The organism is Haloferax sp. Atlit-6N, from assembly GCF_003383195.1.
GTDB lineage: Archaea > Halobacteriota > Halobacteria > Halobacteriales > Haloferacaceae > Haloferax > Haloferax gibbonsii.
This window is the reverse complement of sequence record NZ_QEQJ01000001.1, coordinates 847,347-865,573: the sequence shown is the minus strand read 5'-3', so window position 1 is coordinate 865,573 and position 18,227 is coordinate 847,347. Positions and strand designations below refer to the sequence as shown.

Genomic DNA, 18,227 nt, shown 5'->3' with positions numbered 1-18,227 from the left:
TGCCGTGGGCGTTGAAATCAAAGAGTCGGCCGTCTCCGACGCGGAGTTCGAGGATATGAAGCGTTTCGTCTCGGACTATCTCTCTGCGAGCGTCGAAAACGAAGACGACGGCGGGCGGATGCGCTGGTACCCGTGGCACTCCGCGGAGTACCGGTTCAACCACATCCTCAACGTCGTCGACCTCGCGACGCGCATCGCCGACCGCGAGGGCGCTGACGTCGACGTCGTCCGCGTCGCCGCGCTCTTTCACGACATCTCGAAGCTCGAAGCCGACCAGGAGGTCCACGCCGAGGAGGGCGCTCGCGTCGCCCGCGAGTTCCTCAGCACCCACGGCGACTACCCCGAGTCCTTCGTCGACCAGGTGTGTCAGGTCGTCTCCGACCACTCGTATCAGGGCCCGCTGACGGACGTGTCGCTGGAGACGCGCTGTCTCATCGAGGCCGACATCCTCGACAAGATCGGCGCGAACGGCACCGCGCTGATGCTCCTGCGGATGGGCTACGAGGCGCGGACGCACATGGACGCCGCCGAGATGGTCGAGCGCGTCTTCGAGCGCGGCCGCGACGCGTCCGCGCGTCTCGAGACCGACACGGCCCAGAGCTTCGCTCACCAGCGGCTCAAGCGCGTCAAGTGGTTCCGCGAGTGGCTCGAAGACGAGGTCCCCGAGATGGACCACGACGGCCAGTTCAGCGGCTGAACGCCGGCGCTCTCAGAGCGTATCGAGAATCGACAGTACGCGTTCTTCGGCGTCGCGGCCGGGGTCGTGTTCGGAGCCGTCGCGGTCGCTGTCGCGGTGGTCCGCGACCGACCGGCGCATCGCCTCCTCGACGGGGGTGGACTCCCACCCGAGACGGGCGAGTTTGTCCGTCGCGAGGACGTGCGGGTAGTCGCGGTAGAGGATGAAATCGTCCATCGAGAGGTCCGTCGCGGCGAGTTCGCGCTCGCCCGCGTGGACCACCTCGACGTCGGTGCCCGCGGCGTCGGCGATGACCTGAACCATCTCTTCGAGCGTGACGAGCCGCCTGTCGCCGACGTTGTAGGCCTCGCCGGCCTCGCCCTCCTCGGCGACGACGCGCATCGCGCTCGCCACGTCCTCGACGTAGGCGCGGTGCCAGACGTTCGTCCCGTCGCCGGGGACGACGACGCGGTCGTAGTTCAGCACGCGGTCGATCCAGTAGTCGAGGCGCTCGGTGTAGTCCTCGGGGCCGTAGACGATACACGGGCGGACGGACATCGCGTTGATGCCCCGCGAGGCCGCCTCGAAGACGACGCGGTCGCCCTCGGCCTTCCGCGGGCCGTAGCTCGCGCCCGAGTCGTCTGCCGCCTGCTCGTCGGTGCAGTCGCACAGCGGCGTCTCGTTTTCGCGCTTCGGGATGACCTCGCTTCCGTAGGCCGCGCCGCTGGAGATGTAGACGTAGGCGTCCACGTCGGCGAAGATGTCGACCGCGGAGGCGACCTCGGCGGGCTTGTACGCCACGCAGTCGAAGACGGCGTCGGGGTCGACGGTCAGCTTCGCGGTCCGAAGCGCCTCGTCGTCCGTTCGGTCGCCCTGGACGTGCTGGACGCGCGGGTCGTCCTCGAAGGGGTTGTCGTGGTTCCCGCGGTTGAAGATGGTCACGGCGTAGCCGCTGTCGAGGAGTTCCGAGACGAGGTGGCGGCCGATGAACCGCGTGCCGCCGATGACGAGTGCGTTGTCCATGTCTCGGTCGAAGGCGCGCGCGGTGAAAAACGTGGGAGAATCGGCGGTGGGTTCCGGGGACCCGCGCTATTCGTGGGTGTCTCACTCCACCCGTTCGAGTACCACGCCGTCCTCGAATCCACCGCGCTCGGCCGCCTTCTCTCTCGCCACCGTCTCGACCCACTCCCAGTCCTCGTCGCACCGGTCGAGAACCGCGTCCACGACGGCGAACACGTCTGCGAGTTCTTCGAGGCGTCTCGATTCGGCGAACTCCTCGGCCTCTTCGACCAGTTTCTCGCGCAGCCGCCGGTCGAACTCTTCGTCGTCTGCAATGTGGACGACCGGCGTCTCGCCCGATTCGCGGATGATTCGTGGAATGTCGTCGCGGACGAGTTTGTCGTACTCGCGGGGCATGCCATCGAGTTCGGACGGTCGGTGAAAAAATGGGACGGCAGAGGGGTGACGGAGGGACTTTCCCACGAAATCAGTCGGTCGAGAGGCTGACGGTGTCGGTGCTCCGGTTCCCATCCGGCCCGGTGACGCGGAGCGTCACGTCGAGTGTGCCACAGAAGTCGAGCGTGATCTCTGTCGTCGAACCGCGTTCTCCGAACGATGCGCCCTCGCCGAACTGCCACTCGTAGGTCGCCACCTCACCCGTCGACGCGGTTCCGTCGAGGCCGACGGTGGTCCCGGAATCGAGGTCCGTCGAGTCGGCGTCTTCGGGGTCGGTGACGATGCGGGCGACCGGGGCATCCGAGGAGCGCGGGAGATCCCTCGAATCGGGGGCGGTGGGACTCCCTTCGAGGGCGAACACCCCGGCTTGCTCGGTGGACTCCTCTTCCAGATACCCGGCGAAGATTCGTCCGCCCGCGAGTGCCGGCGTCGATGCTTTTCGGGACGGTGCGCCCTGCTCGTGTCGAACCAGATAGGACCACTGTGGGGACCCGTCTTCGGTCGAGAGCGCGTGTATCGTGGGGTGTCGGCGTTCGCGTTCGAACTCGCCGACGGACTTGGGGATGGCGCTCCCGCCGAGGTAGACGGTGTCGCCGGCGACGCTCGGGTCGCCGTGGAGTTCGGTCGAGGTGTCGTGCGTCCACAGCACGTCTCCGGTGTCGACGTCGAGCGCGTAGACCGTCGAGAGGACGCCCTCCTCGGCCACCGAGTCCACGTCGAGCGCGGTGGTGACGTAGACGGTGCCGTCGGCGACGGCCGGTGCGCTGATGAACCGCGCCGACTCCTCGCCGTCGGGTGTGAGTCTCGTCTCCCACTCGATGCTCCCGTCCTCGTCGCTGTGTGCGACGACTCGGTTTATCTCGTCCGTGCGGAACCGATTCCCGGAGGAACGGTAGATGCGACCGTTTTTGTGGGCCGAGTCGACGAAGTTCACACCGTCTTCCAGCACCGCCGTCCACCGCCTGCTCCCGTCGTTGGAGTTCCACGCGACGAGTTCGTTCGCCGCGTCGGTGTACGTCGCCATCCCGTAGAGCGTCTCGTCGTCGCCAATGTAGGGATAGGACCGGTACGACGCGTCGGAGCGCCACACGACTTCGCCGCTCTCGGGGTCGAGTTCCGCGACGACCGACTCCTGTTGGTCCGGGTCTGCGCTGGCGTTTGTCAGGTGCTGGACGTAGAGGGAGCCGTCGGCGATGAGCGGCGTCCCGAGCCACTCCTCGTCCGGACTTGCGTAGTCCGCTGGTGTCTTCTGCCAATTAATTTCGCCGGTATCCAAGTCGAGCGCGTGGAGGCCACCGTATTTGACGTCCGAATCGGTGTATCCTGCCTCGCTCGTCACGAAGAGCGTCCCTTCTGCCACGGCTGGAGTGTCGGTCACCCGGCCGATTCCGGGCTCTGACGCCCCGTACTCCGGTGCGATGTATTTCCAACGTTCTTCGCCCGTGTCGACCTCGTAGGCGACGACACCCCCGCGGAACGTGCTGTCGTTGGTGTAGAACGTCTGGAAGACGGCCCCGTCGTCGACGAGCACCTCGTTCGCGCTGGTCTTATGCCACGTTCCGTCCAGCCACGACAGGGCGGCGTACTCGTCGTCGGGCGCCGATTCGGGAGCGACTGCGCCGGTGCGTCCCGGTTCGGCACGAGACTGCGACCAATCCTCGGTCGTGACCGTGTCCGATTCTGCCGTCGAGTGACTGTCCGCGAGCGAGGTGCCGGCCACGCCGGATGCCGTGAGGGCACCGAGGGTGGCGAGGACTGTCCGCCGCGAGTAATCTCGGGTCATGTCCACGCCGACATGGCCCCGGACGGCTCATCATTATCTGTTCGGTAAGTGATACGAAACAGTCCGAAAAAACACACCGAACAGCAAGAAAACGCGGGATGGCGACCGGACCGTCAGTCGCTGACGGTCGAGTCGGTCCTCAGTCGTCGCTCGTCGTCGCTGCGCCGACTCTGTCGGTACCGGCGTCGACGATTGCGCCCGCCTTCGCCGGAAGTTCGTTACGCACGTCCTCGCGGCCGTCCTCGGCGATGACCTCGGCGTACGCGTCGGGCATCACCTTCACGAAGTCGCCGAGCACCGACTGCCAGTCGTCGAGCAGTTCGGCCGCGCGGTCGGACTCGGTGTACGCGAGGTGGTTCTCGACGAGTCGGGTGAGCATCGCCTCGTCCTTGTCGTCGAGGTGGGTTTCGAGCGTCACCATCTCGGTGTTCGCCTTCGCGGCGAACTCGTCGTCGGGGTCGTAGACGTAGGCCACGCCGCCGGACATGCCCGCGGCGAAGTTGCGCCCCGTCTCGCCGAGTACGGCGACGACGCCGCCGGTCATGTACTCGCAGCCGTGGTCGCCGACGCCTTCGACGACCGCCTTCACGCCGGAGTTGCGGACGCCGAAGCGCTCGCCGGCGAGGCCGTTGACGTAACATTCGCCCTGCGTCGCGCCGTAGAGGGCGACGTTGCCGATGAGGATGTTCTCTGCGGCCTCGTAGTTGGCCTCGGCGGGCGTGTTGACGATGACGCGGCCGCCGGAGAGGCCCTTGCCGACGTAGTCGTTCGCGGCCCCGGTGAGCCGCATCGTGACGCCGCGGGCGAGGAAGCCGCCGAACGTCTGGCCGGCGATACCGTCGAACTCGCAGCGGATGGTGTCGTCCGGGAGCCCCTCGCCGCCGTGGGCGTTGGAGATGCGGTTCGAGAGCATCGCGCCGACCGCGCGGTCGACGTTCGAGAGGTCGCGGCGGATGACGACCGGCTCGCGGTCCTCGATTGCCTCCGCGGCCTCGTCGATGAGCTTGTGGTCGACGTGCGTCCCGATGTCCGCGTGGACCTGCTCTTCGGTCTTGCGGCGCGCGCCCGTCTTGGGCTCGGCCAGCACCGACGAGAGGTCGAGGTGCTTGGCCTTCTCGTGGTCCGTCTCTATCTGCCGGAGCAGGGACGGACGACCGATCATCTCGTCGAGCGAGGTGAAGCCGAGGTCGGCCATGATCTCGCGGAGTTCCTCCGCGATGAACGTCATGTAGTTGATGACGTGGTCGGGCTCGCCGGGGAAGCGGCGGCGCAGGTTCTCGTCCTGCGTGGCGACGCCGACCGGACAGGTGTTCTCGTGGCACTGGCGGGCCATCACGCAGCCCGAGGTGACGAGCGACGCGGTCCCGAAGATGTACTCCTCGCCGCCGAGGAGGGCGGCGATTGCCACGTCGCGGCCGGTCTTCATGCCGCCGTCGACGGAGACGCGGATGCGGGAGCGAAGCCCCGTCGCGCGGAGCATCTGGTTGGCCTCGGCGAGGCCGAGTTCCCACGGGAGGCCCGCGTTCTTGATGGAGGTCTTCGGCGACGCGCCGGTGCCGCCGTCGTGGCCGGAGATGTGGACCACGTCGGCTTTCGCCTTCGAGACGCCGGCGGCGATGGTGCCGATACCGGCCTCGGAGACGAGCTTGACGTTGATGTCGGCGTCGGGGTTGGCCGACTTCAGGTCGAAGATGAGCTGTTTGAGGTCCTCGATGGAGTAGATGTCGTGCAGCGGCGGCGGCGAGATGAGGCCGACGCCCGGCGTCGCGTAGCGGACGTGGGCGATCATCTCGTTGACCTTCTTGCCGGGGAGGTGGCCGCCCTCGCCGGGCTTCGAGCCCTGCGCCATCTTGATCTGAATCTCGTCGGCCGACGAGAGGTAATGCGAGGTGACGCCGAAGCGGCCGGAGGCGACCTGCTTGACGTTACACTCTTTTTCGGTGCCGAAGCGCTCCGGCGGTTCGCCGCCCTCGCCGGAGTTGGACTTGCCGCCGATGCGGTTCATCGCGATGGAGTTGTTCTCGTGGGCCTCCGGCGAGAGGCTGCCGAGCGACATCGCGGCCGTCGAGAAGCGCTTGACGATGTCCTCGACGGGTTCGACCTCGTCGATGTCCACGGGCTCGCGGTCGGAGTCGAACTCGAGCAGGCCGCGGAGCGCCTTCAGCTGCTCCGACTGGTCGTTGACCAGCTCGGCGAACTCCTTGTACTTCTCGTAGTCGCCGGCGCGGACCGACTGCTGGAGCGTGCCGACGGTCTGGGGGTTCCAGCCGTGGTGGATGCCGGCCGAGCGGTTCTCGTACTCGCCCTGCCGTTCGAGCTTCGGGTCCGCGCCGAAGGCGGCGGCGTGGCGGGTCAGCAGGTCCTCTTCGATGACGTCGAGTCCGATACCCTCGGTGCGGATTTCGGTGCCCTCGAAGTACTCGGCGACGAAGTCGGAGGCGAGGCCGACGGCTTCGAAGATCTGCGCGCCGCGGTAGCTCTCGACCGTCGAGATGCCCATCTTGGCCATCGTCTTGAGCAGGCCGTCTTCGAGCGCGTGAACGTACGCGTCGATGGCCTCGCCCTCGTCGGCCCCGTCGGGGCCGGCGACGATGTCCTCGATAGTCTGGTAGGCGAGGTAGGGGTTCACCGCGCCCGCGCCGTAGCCGACGAGCGTGGCGAGGTGGTGGACCTCGCGGGGGTCGCCGGATTCGACGACGAGCCCGGCGTGGTTCCGCAGGCCGTTGCGGACGAGGCTGTGGTGGACCGCGCCCGTCGCGAGCAGGCTCGGGATGGCGACCCGGTCGGAGCCGACGTTGCGGTCGGAGAGGACGACGATATCCGCGCCGTCTTCGATGACCGCCTTGGCCTCGTCGCGGACGGCCTCGATGGCCTCGCGGAGGTCGCCGCCCTGCTCGTAGGTGATGTCGACGACGGCGCTGCGCATGTCGTCGTCGAGGTCCTTGATGGCGGCCGTCTCGGCGTCCGTGAGGACGGGCGAGTCGAGGACGAGCTGGCGCGCGTGGTCGGCCGACTCGTCGAGCAGGTTACGCTGGAAGCCGAGCCGCGACTCCAGGCTCGTCACGAGCTTCTCGCGGATGTAGTCGATAGGCGGGTTCGACACCTGCGCGAACAGCTGCTTGAAGTAGGTAAACAGCGGGCGGTTGAGGTCCGACAGCACCGAAAGCGGCGTGTCGTCGCCCATCGAGCCGACGGGGTCCTTGCCGTCGCGGGCCATCGGCTCTATCATGTGGTTGAGCTGGTCGTGCGTGTAGCCGAACGCCGCCTGCGTCGCCCGGAGCGACTCGACCTGTCCGCGCGAGGTGGAGTCCGCGTCGCCGGCGAGCTCGTCGAGGTGGCGCTGCTGTTCGTCGAGCCACTCGCCGTACTTCTCGTCGGTGAGGGAGTCGAACACCTCGGCGTCGGGGATGACGCGGCCCTCGTCGGGGTCGGCCATGAAAATCTCGCCGGGTTGGAGGCGGCCGCGGGACTCGATTTCCGCGGGGTCGGTGTCGAGCGCGCCGACCTCGCTGGCGACGATGAGGCGACCGTCGGTCGTCACCTCGTAGCGGCACGGCCGGAGTCCGTTGCGGTCGAGGACGGCGGCGATGCGGTCGCCGTCGGTCGCCGCGACGAGCGCGGGGCCGTCCCACGGCTCGACCAGCGAGGCGTGGAAGTCGTACCAGTCGCGGCGCGCCTGGTCCATCGCGTCGTCGTTGCGGTACGCCTCAGGGATGAGCATCCGCAGGACGTGCGGGAGTTCGCGGCCGCCCTTGAGGAGCAGTTCGACCGCGTTGTCGACGCTCGCGGTGTCGGACTGGTCGGCCTTCGTGATGGGCCTGAGCGTCTCGATGTCGTCGCCGAAGGCCTCGTGCTGGAGGTCCGTCTCGCGGGCGCGCATCCAGTTGACGTTACCGCGGATGGTGTTTATCTCGCCGTTGTGGATGACCTGGCGGTACGGGTGGGCGAGGTGCCACGCGCCCAGCGTGTTGGTTGAGAAGCGCGCGTGAACGAGCGCGAGTTCGGTCACCATCCGCTCGTCGCCGAGGTCGGGGTAGTAGTTCGGGAGCTGTTCGGCCGTGAGCAGCCCCTTGTAGACGATGGTCTTGCGGTCGAGCGAGCAGACGTAGAACCGGCCTGCGCCCTCGATGGCGAGGGTATCGACCGCCTTCTCGGCGGCGCGACGGGCGAGGTAGAGCGCCCGGTCGAACTCGTCTGCGGTCATCTCGTCGGCCGGCTCGACGAACAGTTGCCAGACGTCGGGTTCCGATTCGAGCGCGGTCGCGCCGAGTTCGGAGTTGTCGGTCGGCACGTCGCGCCAGTCGAACACGGACAGCCCGTGGTCGGCCAGCGAATCCTCGACAACCGCCGAAACGCGCTCGCGGACCTCGTCGTCGGTCGGCATGAACACCGAACCGGCCGCGTAACGGTCCGGAAGCTCGGTTTCGAGGACTGCTTCGAAGAATTCGTCCGGTCGCTGGAACAGGATACCCGCCCCGTCTCCGGTGTTCTCCTCGGCGCCCGTGGTGCCGCGGTGCTCGAGGTTCTCCAGGAGTTCGAGGCTGTCTGCGACGACTCGGTGCGAGGCGCCGTTTTCAAGGTCTACGACGGCCCCAACGCCGCAGTTCGACCGCTCGTCGGTCGGGTCGGCTAACCCGCCCTGAGCGAAGGGTGCGTCTATGTGTGGCTTGGTCATACGCCAATGGTACAGCTACCACCATAAGCAACTTTTCCTGAAACCATAAGGGTGTTACAATGTCATATAAGGATGTATCCATACATAGTATGTCGACTAATGATGATTCGACGCACGACGAAAAATATGAATAATCGTGTGGAACTGTGGGGCGGGCGGCTCAGTAGGACTTCGCGAAGTACGCGGTCTCCTCGGCGTCGTCGCCGCAGACCGCGCAGTCCTCGCCGTCGTGAATCTCCGCGTCCTCGTCGTTCAGGGGAACCATGACGATTTCGGCGGCGATCTGGTCTTTAATCTCGTCCTCGCAGGCCTCGTCACCGCACCACGGCGCTTTCACGTAGCCGCCGTGCTGGCCGATGGTGCCGAGAATCTCGTTGCGGGCGGACGCCTCGCGGACGTTCTCTTCGAGGTTCTCCTCGGCGGCGGCGTAGAGCTTCGCGTACACCTCGTCGAACTGCTCTTGGACGGCCTCGGCGATGTTCTCGCGGTCGAGTTCGACCGACTCGCCGTCGGGTCGGTGGACGGCGGTGACGACGTCGTCGTCGACCTCGTTCGGGCCGATTTCGAAGCGCACGGGGACGCCCTTGAGCTCCCACTCGTTGAACTTGAACCCGGGGTTGCGCTCGTCGCGGGCGTCGAGTTCGACGCGGACGCCGGCGTCTTCGAGCTCGTCGGCGATGTCCTCGGCGTACTCGAGGACCTTCTCCTGCGTGTCGGCCTGCCAGATGGGGACGATGACGACCTGCTCGGGCGCGATGGTCGGCGGCAGGACGAGGCCCTGGTCGTCGGAGTGCGTCATGATGAGCGCGCCGAGCGAGCGCCACGACAGGCCCCACGAGGTCGTGTGGGCGGGCTCTTCGTCCTCGTCTTCGGTCGTGTAGGTGAGGTCGAACGCCTCGGCGAAGGAGGTGCCGAGGTAGTGGGAGGTGCCGGCCTGCACGGACTTGCCGTCGGGCATGAGCGCCTCGACGGTCGTCGTCGTGTCCGCCCCGGGGAACTTGTCGTGTTCCGGCTTCGCGCCGCGGAGCACGGGGATGGCGAGCACGTCCTCGTAGAGCGACCGGTACTGCGAGAGGCGAGTCATCGTCTCGTCCCACGCGCCGTCGCGGGTCTCGTGGGCCGTGTGGCCCTCCTGCCAGAGGAACTCCTTGGTGCGGAAGAACGGCTTCGTCTCCGTGGCCTCCCAGCGCACGACGGAGGCCCACTGGTTCACGCGGAGCGGGAGGTCGCGGTGGCTACGGACCCACCGGGCCATGTAGGGCGCGATGATGGACTCGGAGGTCGGGCGGACGGCGAGGCGCTCTTCGAGTTCCTCGTGGCCGCCGTGGGTGACCCACGCGACCTCGGGGTCGAAGCCCTCGACGATGTCCTTCTCGCGTTCGAGATAGCTCTCGGGGATAAACAGCGGGAAGTACGCGTTCTGGACGCCCGTCTTCTTGAACTCGCCGTCGAGGTAGTTCTGGATGGACTCCCACAGCGCGTAGCCGCGCGGGCGGGTCACGATGAAGCCGCTCATCCCCTCCGGGCCGTAGTTCGCGAGGCCCGCCTTCTGGACGACCTCGGCGTACCACTCGCCGGTGTTGTACTGCTTCGACTCGGTGATACCGAGTTCCTGCTCGTCGCTCATTGCCCATCGGTAGCCGCAGCGAACCCTTAAACGCCCCGAAGGTGCCGGCGGGCCGCCCCGCCGCACGGACCGTCTTTCGCCGACGACGTTCGGCGACTCCGGCGGACGCATAGATACATATCGTCGGGTGTCCTACCAGAACGTGGTGGTTGGCGTGCTAACAATGGACACAATTGTGAGCGACGAGCGGCCGACTCCTCGGGAGGAGGCGGTCCGAATCGAACTGTGGGTTCCGAGCGGGCGGCGCGCGGAGTTCACACCGGTTATCGAGCGACTGGACGATATCGTCGAACGCGGCCTCGTCTCGGAGTACACGGTCGAGACGTGGGACCGATTCGTGGACCTTTCCGGCAAGTTGAGCCCGCGCGAGCGCCGCGCCCGCGACCGACTCGCGTCGTACGCGCGGTGGGCGGCGACGCGGGGCGAGCGCTTGGCGGGGTTAGGCGACCCCGAGGTGCGCGGCATCGGCCGGATGGGACCGGAACGACCGACGCGGCGGACCCCGCGGGCGGTCATGGCGGAGTACGAGGACGGCGTTCTCGCGCACGTGACCGCGTGCGAGGAGTGTATCGGTGCGTTCCGCGGACGTCTCAGCGACCTCGATTCCCAGGCCGAACGCGAGTCCGAGCAGTCGTCGGAGCGCGTCCGAATCGAGTGGTAAGCGGTCCGAACACGGTTTTTTCCGGCGACACCGCCCCGTCGTCAGCGCCGGCTGTCGAACGGTGAGTCGCCCTCGCGCCACGACCACCCCGGCAGGCGGGTCTGAAACCCCGCGGCGAGCGCGGCGTCGAGGTCGTCGCGTCCGGCGGGACCGTCGGTGTGGACGGCCACGTCCGCGAAGTGGAACGTCGCCTGCGCGAGCAGTCGAAGCGGTTCGCCGCCGGCGATGGTCGCCGCGAGTTCGCGGCCGAGCACCTCGTCCACGACGAACCCCGGATAGTCGTCCTGCACGTCCAACTGTTTGAGGATGCGCACGTAGGCCGCGACGTTGACGCCGACCTCGCCGTCGGCGAACACCGCGTCGACCGCGTCGAGGTAGGCCGCGTCGTCGACCTCGCCGACGCGCGTGTCGAACTGCTCGCCGAGTCGGGTCCGCGTCTCGTTGATGAGCGGGACGACCACGTCCGCGCGCTCTCGAACCCAATCGTGTTCCGCCGAGACGGTCGCCGGTGTGAGTTCCATGGTCGTCGGTCGCCCCCGAGACGCTTCGACTTTGCGAAGGGTTTTATACTGGCGACATGGTACTGTCGGGTAAGCGGGTTTTCCCTGCCTCTTCCCGCAGTCGAGATACCACCGTATTCAGTTCACTATGCTCTCTCCGCAGTTGGCCGAGACTGGCACTCGTACACGTGGACCGTCTCGTGTCGACGCTCCTGAGGTAGGGGTTCCCGAGACCTGCCGGCGCAGGACCGGACGGGTCGCTCGTAACTATGAGCTCCGTAGATAAACAACTCGAGAATTTGAAGGCAGAGATTACGAACGAACTCCCCCGCGACATCTCGGTTTCCGACGTCAAGTACGAGGGTCCCGAACTCGTCGTCTACACGCGCGACCCGAAGAAGTTCGCTCAGAACGGCGACCTCATCCGGAAACTCGCGAGTAAGCTCCGAAAGCGAATCACGGTTCGCCCGGACCCGGACGTGCTGTCCGACCCCCGAGAGGCCGAACCCAAGATTCTGAGCGTCATCCCCGAGGAGGCCGGCGTCACCGACCTCGACTTCCACATCGACACCGGCGAAGTCGTCATCGAGGCCGAGAAACCGGGCATGGTCATCGGTCGCCACGGCTCGACGCTCCGCGAGATTACGCAGAAAGTCGGTTGGACGCCCGAAGTCGTCCGCACCCCGCCCATCGAGTCCTCGACGGTCTCGAACGTCCGCAACTTCCTGAAGCAGGAACGCGAGGACCGCCGCCGCATCCTCGAACGGACCGGTCGGCAGATTCACCGCGAACAGCTCTCGGACGACGAGTGGGTCCGCATCACGACCCTCGGCTGCTGCCGCGAGGTCGGCCGCGCGTCCTTCATCGTCTCGACGCCCGAGACCCGCATCCTCGTCGACTGCGGCGACAAGCCCGGCTCCGACGACGTGCCGTATCTGCAGGTCCCCGAGGCGCTCGGGTCGGGCGCGAACTCGCTCGACGCGGTCGTTCTCACCCACGCCCACCTCGACCACTCGGCGCTCATCCCGCTTCTGTTCAAGTACGGCTACGACGGTCCCATCTACACGACCGAGCCGACCCGCGACCTCATGGGCCTGCTCACGCTCGACTACCTCGACGTCGCCTCGAAGGAAGGTCGCACCCCGCCGTACGAGTCCGAGATGGTCCGCGAGGCCATCAAGCACACCATCCCGCTGGAGTACGGCGACGTGACCGACATCGCGCCCGACGTGAAGCTCACCTTCCACAACGCGGGCCACATCCTCGGCTCCGCCGTCTCGCACTTCCACATCGGCGACGGCCTCTACAACGTCGCGTTCTCCGGCGACATCCACTACGAGGACACCCGCCTGTTCAACGGCGCGGTCAACGACTTCCCGCGCGTGGAGACGCTCGTCCTCGAATCGACCTACGGCGGCCGCAACGACTACCAGACCGACCAGCAGGACTCCGAAAAGCGCCTCATCGAGGTCATAAACGAGACGTACGACCGCGGCGGGAAGGTCGTCATCCCGGCGTTCGCCGTCGGTCGCTCCCAAGAGATCATGCTGGTCCTCGAAGAGGCGATGCGCTCCGGTAAGATTCCGGAGATGCCCGTCCACCTCGACGGGATGATCTGGGAGGCGACGGCCATCCACACGACCTACCCCGAGTACCTCCGCGACGACCTCCGCGACCGCATCTTCCACGAGGACGAAAACCCGTTCCTCGCCGAGGAGTTCAACCACATCGACGGCGGCGAAGAGGAGCGACAGGACGTCGCCGACGGCGACCAGGCCATCATCCTCTCGACCTCCGGGATGGTCACCGGCGGCCCCATCATGTCGTGGCTCCGCCACGTCGGCCCCGACCCGAAGTCCCGGCTGGTCTTCGTCGGCTACCAGGCCCAGGGGACGCTCGGCCGCCGCATCCAGAACGGCTGGGACGAGATTCCGGTCAACGGCCGCGACGGCATGGGCCGGTCTGACACGCTGAAACTCGAGATGGACGTCGAGACCGTCGACGGCTTCTCCGGTCACGCCGACCGGCAGGGCCTCGAGAACTTCGTCAAGACGATGAACCCGCGCCCGGAGAAGGTGCTGTGCGTCCACGGCGACGAGCGCTCCGTGCAGGACCTCTCGTCGGCGCTCTACCACGACTACAACATGCGGACGTTCGCGCCGAAGAACCTCGAGACGTTCCGCTTCAAGTAACGACTCTCGTCCACGGCGACCACACCGGCACGTCAACCCCCCGCCGCGCGACGATTTCTCACGGACGGCTTCCGGGCGAAGATTAATCACGACGCTCGAACGAGTGTTTGCCATGCGTCTCGCACTTATTGCTCACGACGAGAAGAAGCCGGACCTCATCTCGTTCGCCGAGGAGCGACAGGCCGACCTCGAACGCTTCGAGCTCATGGCGACGGGGACGACCGGTCAGCGACTCATCGACGCCACGGGCCTCGACATCGAGCGCAAGCAGTCCGGGCCGCTCGGCGGCGACATGCAGATCGGCGCGGAGATAGCCAGCGAGACCTGCGACGGCGTCATCTTCCTCCGCGACCCGCTGACCGCCCAGCCCCACGAGCCGGACATCACCGCGCTGCTCCGCATCTGCGACGTGCACCAGACGCCGCTGGCGACCAACCTCGCCAGCGCGGACGCCGTCCTCGACGAACTCATCAGACAGCTCGACGGCGAGGAGTAACCGCCGGGTCCGAGTTGCGTCCGCGGTTTCGTTTGCTTCGACACACGGTATCATCCCTGAGAACCGCGGCGTATCCTTAATTACCAGCGCGCCGGAGGCGACGGTATGAACGCCGCGACCCGCGCGTCCCTGACGCTCGCCGTGATTCTCGCCGTCGCGACCGCCCCGGTCGCCGCCGCGACCGGCCCGACCTCGCCGTGTTTCCCCGGCGAGGGCCACCAGTTCGACATCGGCGGCGAGGGCGCGGGCATCGACCTCGTGGTCTTCCTCTCGGTCTTCGAGAACCTCGGCGGCGAGGGCGGCTTCGGGATGGAAGCCAGCGGCTCCGTCGGCAACGACTCCGTCGTCCAGCTCCGGGCGGGCGTCGCGTTCGACGGCGTCGGCCCCGCGTCGGCGTTCCTCTCGAACCCCTTCTCGCGGTTCAGCGTCGTCTACGACTACTCGATGAACCTCCCGATGTTCGCCGACTCGGGTATCGAATCGAGCTACGAGGACGACGGCTCGCCGGTCAGCGGGCTCAAAACGAAGTCCTGTTAATCAGTCGTCCGCGGCCGCGGGGTCGGTGACGGACTGCGCCGCCGCGTCGACGCCGACCATGTCGCACACGTCGGCCATCGGGCACGCCTCGGGGCCGTCGAGACACGCGGGTTTGCGGGCCGTGCAGAACTCGCGACCGAACTGAATCATCGCGGTGTGGCCGAAGCCGCATTTTTCGTCGGGAATGTCGCGTTCGAGCGCCGCGCGAACGCCCTCGTGGTCGGCGTCGGCCGGCGCGAGCCCGATTCGCCGAGCGATGCGGTGGACGTGCGTATCGACGGGGAAGACGCCGCCGCGGCCGCCCGCAAAGAGGAGGACGCAGTCGGCGGTCTTCGGGCCGACGCCTTTCATCTCTAGGAGCCGGTCGCGGACCGTCGAGGGGTCTTCCTCGCGGACGTAGCGGTCGAAACCGGCCTCGCTCCCGAAGTCGGCCAGCACGTCCTCGGCGACGCCTTGGATGAGCTTCGACTTCTGGTTGTAGAGCCCGCCGGAGCGGATGGCCTCGACGATGCCCTCGCGGTCGGCCGCCGCCAGCGACTCGGCGAGGTCGCCGCCGCCGTACTGCGCCACGAGTTGGTCGTGGGCGGGCTGGCTCGCCTTGTCGCTCGTGTTCTGACTCAGAATCGTCCGGACGAGGCACTCGAAGCCGCCCTGTCCGCCGTAGGCCTTCCGCCAGTAGCGTTCGCCGAGTCGGTCGACGACGACCTCGGCGCGCGTCGCGGTCTCGGGGTCAGCGGGGTCGAACGCCGTCTCTCGACCGCCGCCGCTCGCGCCGCCGCTGATGTTCTCGGAGGGTTCTTCGGGCATGCCCGAAGGTTACGACCGCGCGGTGAAAAGCGCATTCCGTCGGTCGGCTCGCGTCGGTCCGCCGTCCGCGCGGGACTATTCGACTTCGATGGTGACCGTCAGTTCCGCGCCGTCGGCGAGCGCCGAGACGAGGTCGCGGTCGAAGCCCGCGGCGGCGTGGGCCGCGCCGACCGCACCCGTCCGGTCGTCCACGTAGTCGCTCGTGCGGAAGACGACGCTGCGGTCGCCCTCGAAGGAGAGGTCCGGGTGTCCCCGGGCGCGGACCGTCTGTTCGTAGGTGTCGCCGTCCGCGTCCACGCGGACGCGCACGTCGATAGTGGCGTCGTGGGACTGACAGGCCTCGACGAACGCCGGGTCGAAGTCGGCGGGGGTACGGTCGGCCTCGACGCCGATGATGCAGTCGCCCGCGGGGGTGAGCCAGTCGTCGCTCGTCACCTCGAACGTGCTCGCGTGCTCGGCGCGCACGTGCTCGTGGCCGCGTGCGCGGATGACTTCTCTCATGGCGTGGCATCCGACCCGACTCGGTTTAGCCCCCACGGTTCGCATCCCATTTATATACGACCATGGCAAACACTGACATGGTGAATACGGTCGATACGAGCGGTGTGGTAACTGTTTTCACCCGAATTTCCACCGAAGTATTTATTAACTGGTCGCCTGTATGTGTATGTACCTGAGCGCCTCCGGCGTTCCGGCGGCATCGCACGCAGAATGATCGGGAATTCTTATCCACGGTCGGTCGCACTCCCACGAGCAGCCGCCACGCACGGAGTGGTGATGGTATCGAGGATTGATTACGCATGGTAACGAAGCAGGAAGTACTTAGCGAGTTCGACGTGCAGGAACTCGACGAGGCACGAAACATCGATCTCCCAGACGAAAAGCTCGAGAGCGGCTCGAAAGGCGAACTCATCAAACTCGCCGGTCAACTCCGTGACCGCCGCAATGAACTAAACCAGATGGCTTCTGAGCGCGCATCCAAGCGCGACGACCTCAACGCGATGACTCGCGAGAAGGTCGACGAAGCCCAGAAGCACCGCGAGAAGCGCGACGAAATGAACTCGCAGGTGCAGGAACACAAGCAGAGCCGCAACGAGCTCAACGCGAAGGCCAACGAGCTCTTCGACGAGGTCGACGAGATGAAAAGCGACCTCGAGCTCGATGACGGCAAGGACATCGACGAGCTCAAAGAGGAGATCGAGCAACTCGAGTTCCGCCAGCAGACCGAAGTCCTCTCGACAGAAGACGAGCGCGAGCTCATCGAGAAGATCGAGAACAAGCGCGAAGAACTTCGCCAAAAAAAGGACAAGGTCGAAGAGAGCGGTGACCTCGAAGAACTCATCGAAGAGGCAGAAGAGGTCCGCTCCGAGGCGTCCCAGCACCACCAGAAGGTGACCGAGCTGGCCGACGACGCCCAGGAACACCACAACCAGATGATCGAGGCCTACCGCGAGGCCGACGACATCCGCGACAAGGCCGACGAGATGCACGAGCTCTTCGTCGAAGCCCAGGAAGCGGCCGACCGTCACCACGAGGACTTCGTCCGCGTCCAGAAGCGCCTCCGCGAGCTGGACAAGAAGGAAGAGCGCCAGCGCAAGGACTCCCGCGCCGAGGAGCGCGAAGCCGCCAAGGCCGAGGCCGAGGAGATCTACCAGAAGTTCAAGGAAGGCGAGACCCTCGAGACCGAGGACCTGATGAAGCTTCAGAAGTCCGGTCTGCTCTAAACCCCGGTCACTTTCTCTCTCTTCGTCGCGCTTGCGACGTATCATTTTTATCCCGTTCGAAGCCCCAGCGACAGCCATGAGTGATTCACCGTGACCGACAGCTTCACGCGCATCTACCGGTTGGCTATCGTGGTCGTCCTCGCCGTCGTCGCGGCGGCGGTCGGCTGGGTCCTGTTCTACCGCGTCCCCGACACGCTCGCGGACCTCGCGGGGCTCCTCTTGGTCATCGGAACCGTCGTCGCCGCGCTCCGCGTCGGCGGCAGGCTCGCCGCCGCGGCCTTCCCCGACTACGACGTGGCCGAGGTCGCCGTCGAAGGGCCAATTTCCCGCGACGGCGGCGGTGGTCCCGTTCCGGGTCGCGGCGGCGGGACGCCCGCCGACGACATCGTCGAACAGATCGACGCCGCGGCCGACGACGAGAACGTCGACGCGCTCCTCGTCAAACTGAACACGCCCGGCGGCGAGGTGCTGCCGAGCGACGACATCCGCCGAGCGGCCGCCGACTTCGACGGGCCGACGGTCGCGTACGCCACGGACACCTGCGCCTCGGGCGGCTACTGGATCGCCAGCGGCTGCGACGAGCTGTGGTCCCACGACGTGAGCGTCGTCGGCTCCATCGGCGTCATCGGCTCGTCGGTCAACGCCTCGGAACTGGCCGACAAGGTCGGCCTCTCCTACGAGCGGTTCGCCGCGGGGAAGTACAAGGACGCGGGGATGGCCCTCAAAGAGCCGACCGAGGACGAACGCGAGTACCTCCAGGGGCTCATCGACGACTACTACGACGACTTCGTCGAACGGGTGGCCGAGGGCCGGGACATGGACCCGCAGGTCGTCCGCGACACGGAGGCCCGCGTCTACCTCGGCGAGGAGGCGCACGAACTCGGACTGGTCGACTCGCTGGGCACCCGCGACGACGTGGAAGACCGACTCGCCGAACTCCTCGGCCGCGACGAGGTCTCGGTCAGGGAGTTCACCCCCGAGGTCGGCCTCACCGACCGGCTCCGCGGCGGCGTCGAGGGCGCGGCGTACGCCTTCGGCGCGGGGGTCGCCTCGTCGGTCGAACCGGACGACGGCTTTTCGTTTCGGTTCTGACG

Annotated in this window: 15 protein-coding genes; 7 read left to right on the top strand and 8 right to left on the bottom strand. The window is 66.8% G+C overall.

Features of this window, described 5'->3' with window-relative positions:
* The first annotated feature begins 4 nt into the window (after positions 1 to 4).
* The gene (locus DEQ92_RS04435; protein ID WP_004972562.1) at positions 5 to 697 is read left to right on the top strand and encodes an HD domain-containing protein; all 693 of its coding nucleotides are present in this window, start codon (positions 5 to 7) and stop codon (positions 695 to 697) included.
* Positions 698 to 709: 12 nt separating this feature from the next.
* On the opposite strand, the gene DEQ92_RS04430 is transcribed toward DEQ92_RS04435, so the two are convergent.
* From DEQ92_RS04430 to proS, 5 genes are all read right to left on the bottom strand, one after another.
* The gene (locus DEQ92_RS04430; protein ID WP_004972560.1) at positions 710 to 1,699 is read right to left on the bottom strand and encodes an NAD-dependent epimerase/dehydratase family protein; all 990 of its coding nucleotides are present in this window, start codon (positions 1,697 to 1,699) and stop codon (positions 710 to 712) included.
* Positions 1,700 to 1,780: 81 nt separating this feature from the next.
* Positions 1,781 to 2,092 (bottom strand): nucleoside triphosphate pyrophosphohydrolase, encoded by a 312-nt coding sequence (locus DEQ92_RS04425; protein ID WP_115820466.1) that lies wholly within the window; start codon positions 2,090 to 2,092, stop codon positions 1,781 to 1,783.
* 70 nt (positions 2,093 to 2,162) lie between these two features.
* Positions 2,163 to 3,914, bottom strand: coding sequence for a PQQ-binding-like beta-propeller repeat protein (locus tag DEQ92_RS04420; protein WP_115820675.1), 1,752 nt, complete (start codon positions 3,912 to 3,914; stop codon positions 2,163 to 2,165).
* Positions 3,915 to 4,053: 139 nt separating this feature from the next.
* Positions 4,054 to 8,589 carry a glutamate synthase large subunit gene (gene gltB, locus DEQ92_RS04415; protein WP_115820465.1) on the bottom strand — a complete coding sequence of 1,512 codons (4,536 nt, stop codon included), beginning with the start codon at positions 8,587 to 8,589 and terminating at the stop codon, positions 4,054 to 4,056.
* A 160-nt stretch (positions 8,590 to 8,749) separates the two neighbouring features.
* Positions 8,750 to 10,216, bottom strand: a complete 1,467-nt coding sequence (gene proS / locus DEQ92_RS04410; RefSeq protein ID WP_004972554.1) for a proline--tRNA ligase — start codon at positions 10,214 to 10,216, stop codon at positions 8,750 to 8,752.
* A gap of 163 nt (positions 10,217 to 10,379) precedes the next feature.
* Between proS and DEQ92_RS04405 the strand changes: the two genes are divergently transcribed.
* A complete protein-coding gene (locus DEQ92_RS04405; RefSeq protein WP_050458796.1) occupies positions 10,380 to 10,877 on the top strand; it encodes an HTH domain-containing protein in 498 nt (165 codons plus the stop codon).
* Positions 10,878 to 10,918: 41 nt separating this feature from the next.
* Here DEQ92_RS04405 and DEQ92_RS04400 read toward each other — a convergent pair whose 3' ends face one another.
* The gene (locus DEQ92_RS04400; protein ID WP_115820464.1) at positions 10,919 to 11,398 is read right to left on the bottom strand and encodes a hypothetical protein; all 480 of its coding nucleotides are present in this window, start codon (positions 11,396 to 11,398) and stop codon (positions 10,919 to 10,921) included.
* Positions 11,399 to 11,646: 248 nt separating this feature from the next.
* Here DEQ92_RS04400 and DEQ92_RS04395 point away from each other — a divergent pair, with 248 nt between their 5' ends.
* The 3 genes from DEQ92_RS04395 (at position 11,647) to DEQ92_RS04385 (ending at position 14,602) form a co-directional block, all read left to right on the top strand.
* Positions 11,647 to 13,569, top strand: coding sequence for a beta-CASP ribonuclease aCPSF1 (locus DEQ92_RS04395; RefSeq protein WP_004972551.1), 1,923 nt, complete (start codon positions 11,647 to 11,649; stop codon positions 13,567 to 13,569).
* Positions 13,570 to 13,681: 112 nt separating this feature from the next.
* Positions 13,682 to 14,065, top strand: coding sequence for a methylglyoxal synthase (locus tag DEQ92_RS04390; protein ID WP_004972550.1), 384 nt, complete (start codon positions 13,682 to 13,684; stop codon positions 14,063 to 14,065).
* 105 nt (positions 14,066 to 14,170) lie between these two features.
* On the top strand, positions 14,171 to 14,602 hold the full coding sequence (locus DEQ92_RS04385) for a hypothetical protein (RefSeq protein ID WP_004972549.1): 432 nt from the start codon (positions 14,171 to 14,173) through the stop codon (positions 14,600 to 14,602).
* Here the strand turns inward: DEQ92_RS04385 and nth are convergent, their stop codons facing one another.
* Positions 14,603 to 15,409 carry an endonuclease III gene (gene nth / locus DEQ92_RS04380; protein ID WP_115820463.1) on the bottom strand — a complete coding sequence of 269 codons (807 nt, stop codon included), beginning with the start codon at positions 15,407 to 15,409 and terminating at the stop codon, positions 14,603 to 14,605.
* A gap of 75 nt (positions 15,410 to 15,484) precedes the next feature.
* A complete protein-coding gene (locus tag DEQ92_RS04375; RefSeq protein ID WP_004972547.1) occupies positions 15,485 to 15,910 on the bottom strand; it encodes a DUF371 domain-containing protein in 426 nt (141 codons plus the stop codon).
* Positions 15,911 to 16,209: 299 nt separating this feature from the next.
* Here DEQ92_RS04375 and DEQ92_RS04370 point away from each other — a divergent pair, with 299 nt between their 5' ends.
* On the top strand, positions 16,210 to 17,133 hold the full coding sequence (locus DEQ92_RS04370; RefSeq protein WP_004972546.1) for a coiled-coil protein: 924 nt from the start codon (positions 16,210 to 16,212) through the stop codon (positions 17,131 to 17,133).
* A gap of 90 nt (positions 17,134 to 17,223) precedes the next feature.
* A complete protein-coding gene (gene sppA, locus DEQ92_RS04365; protein ID WP_115804656.1) occupies positions 17,224 to 18,225 on the top strand; it encodes a signal peptide peptidase SppA in 1,002 nt (333 codons plus the stop codon).
* The last annotated feature ends 2 nt before the right edge of the window (positions 18,226 to 18,227 follow it).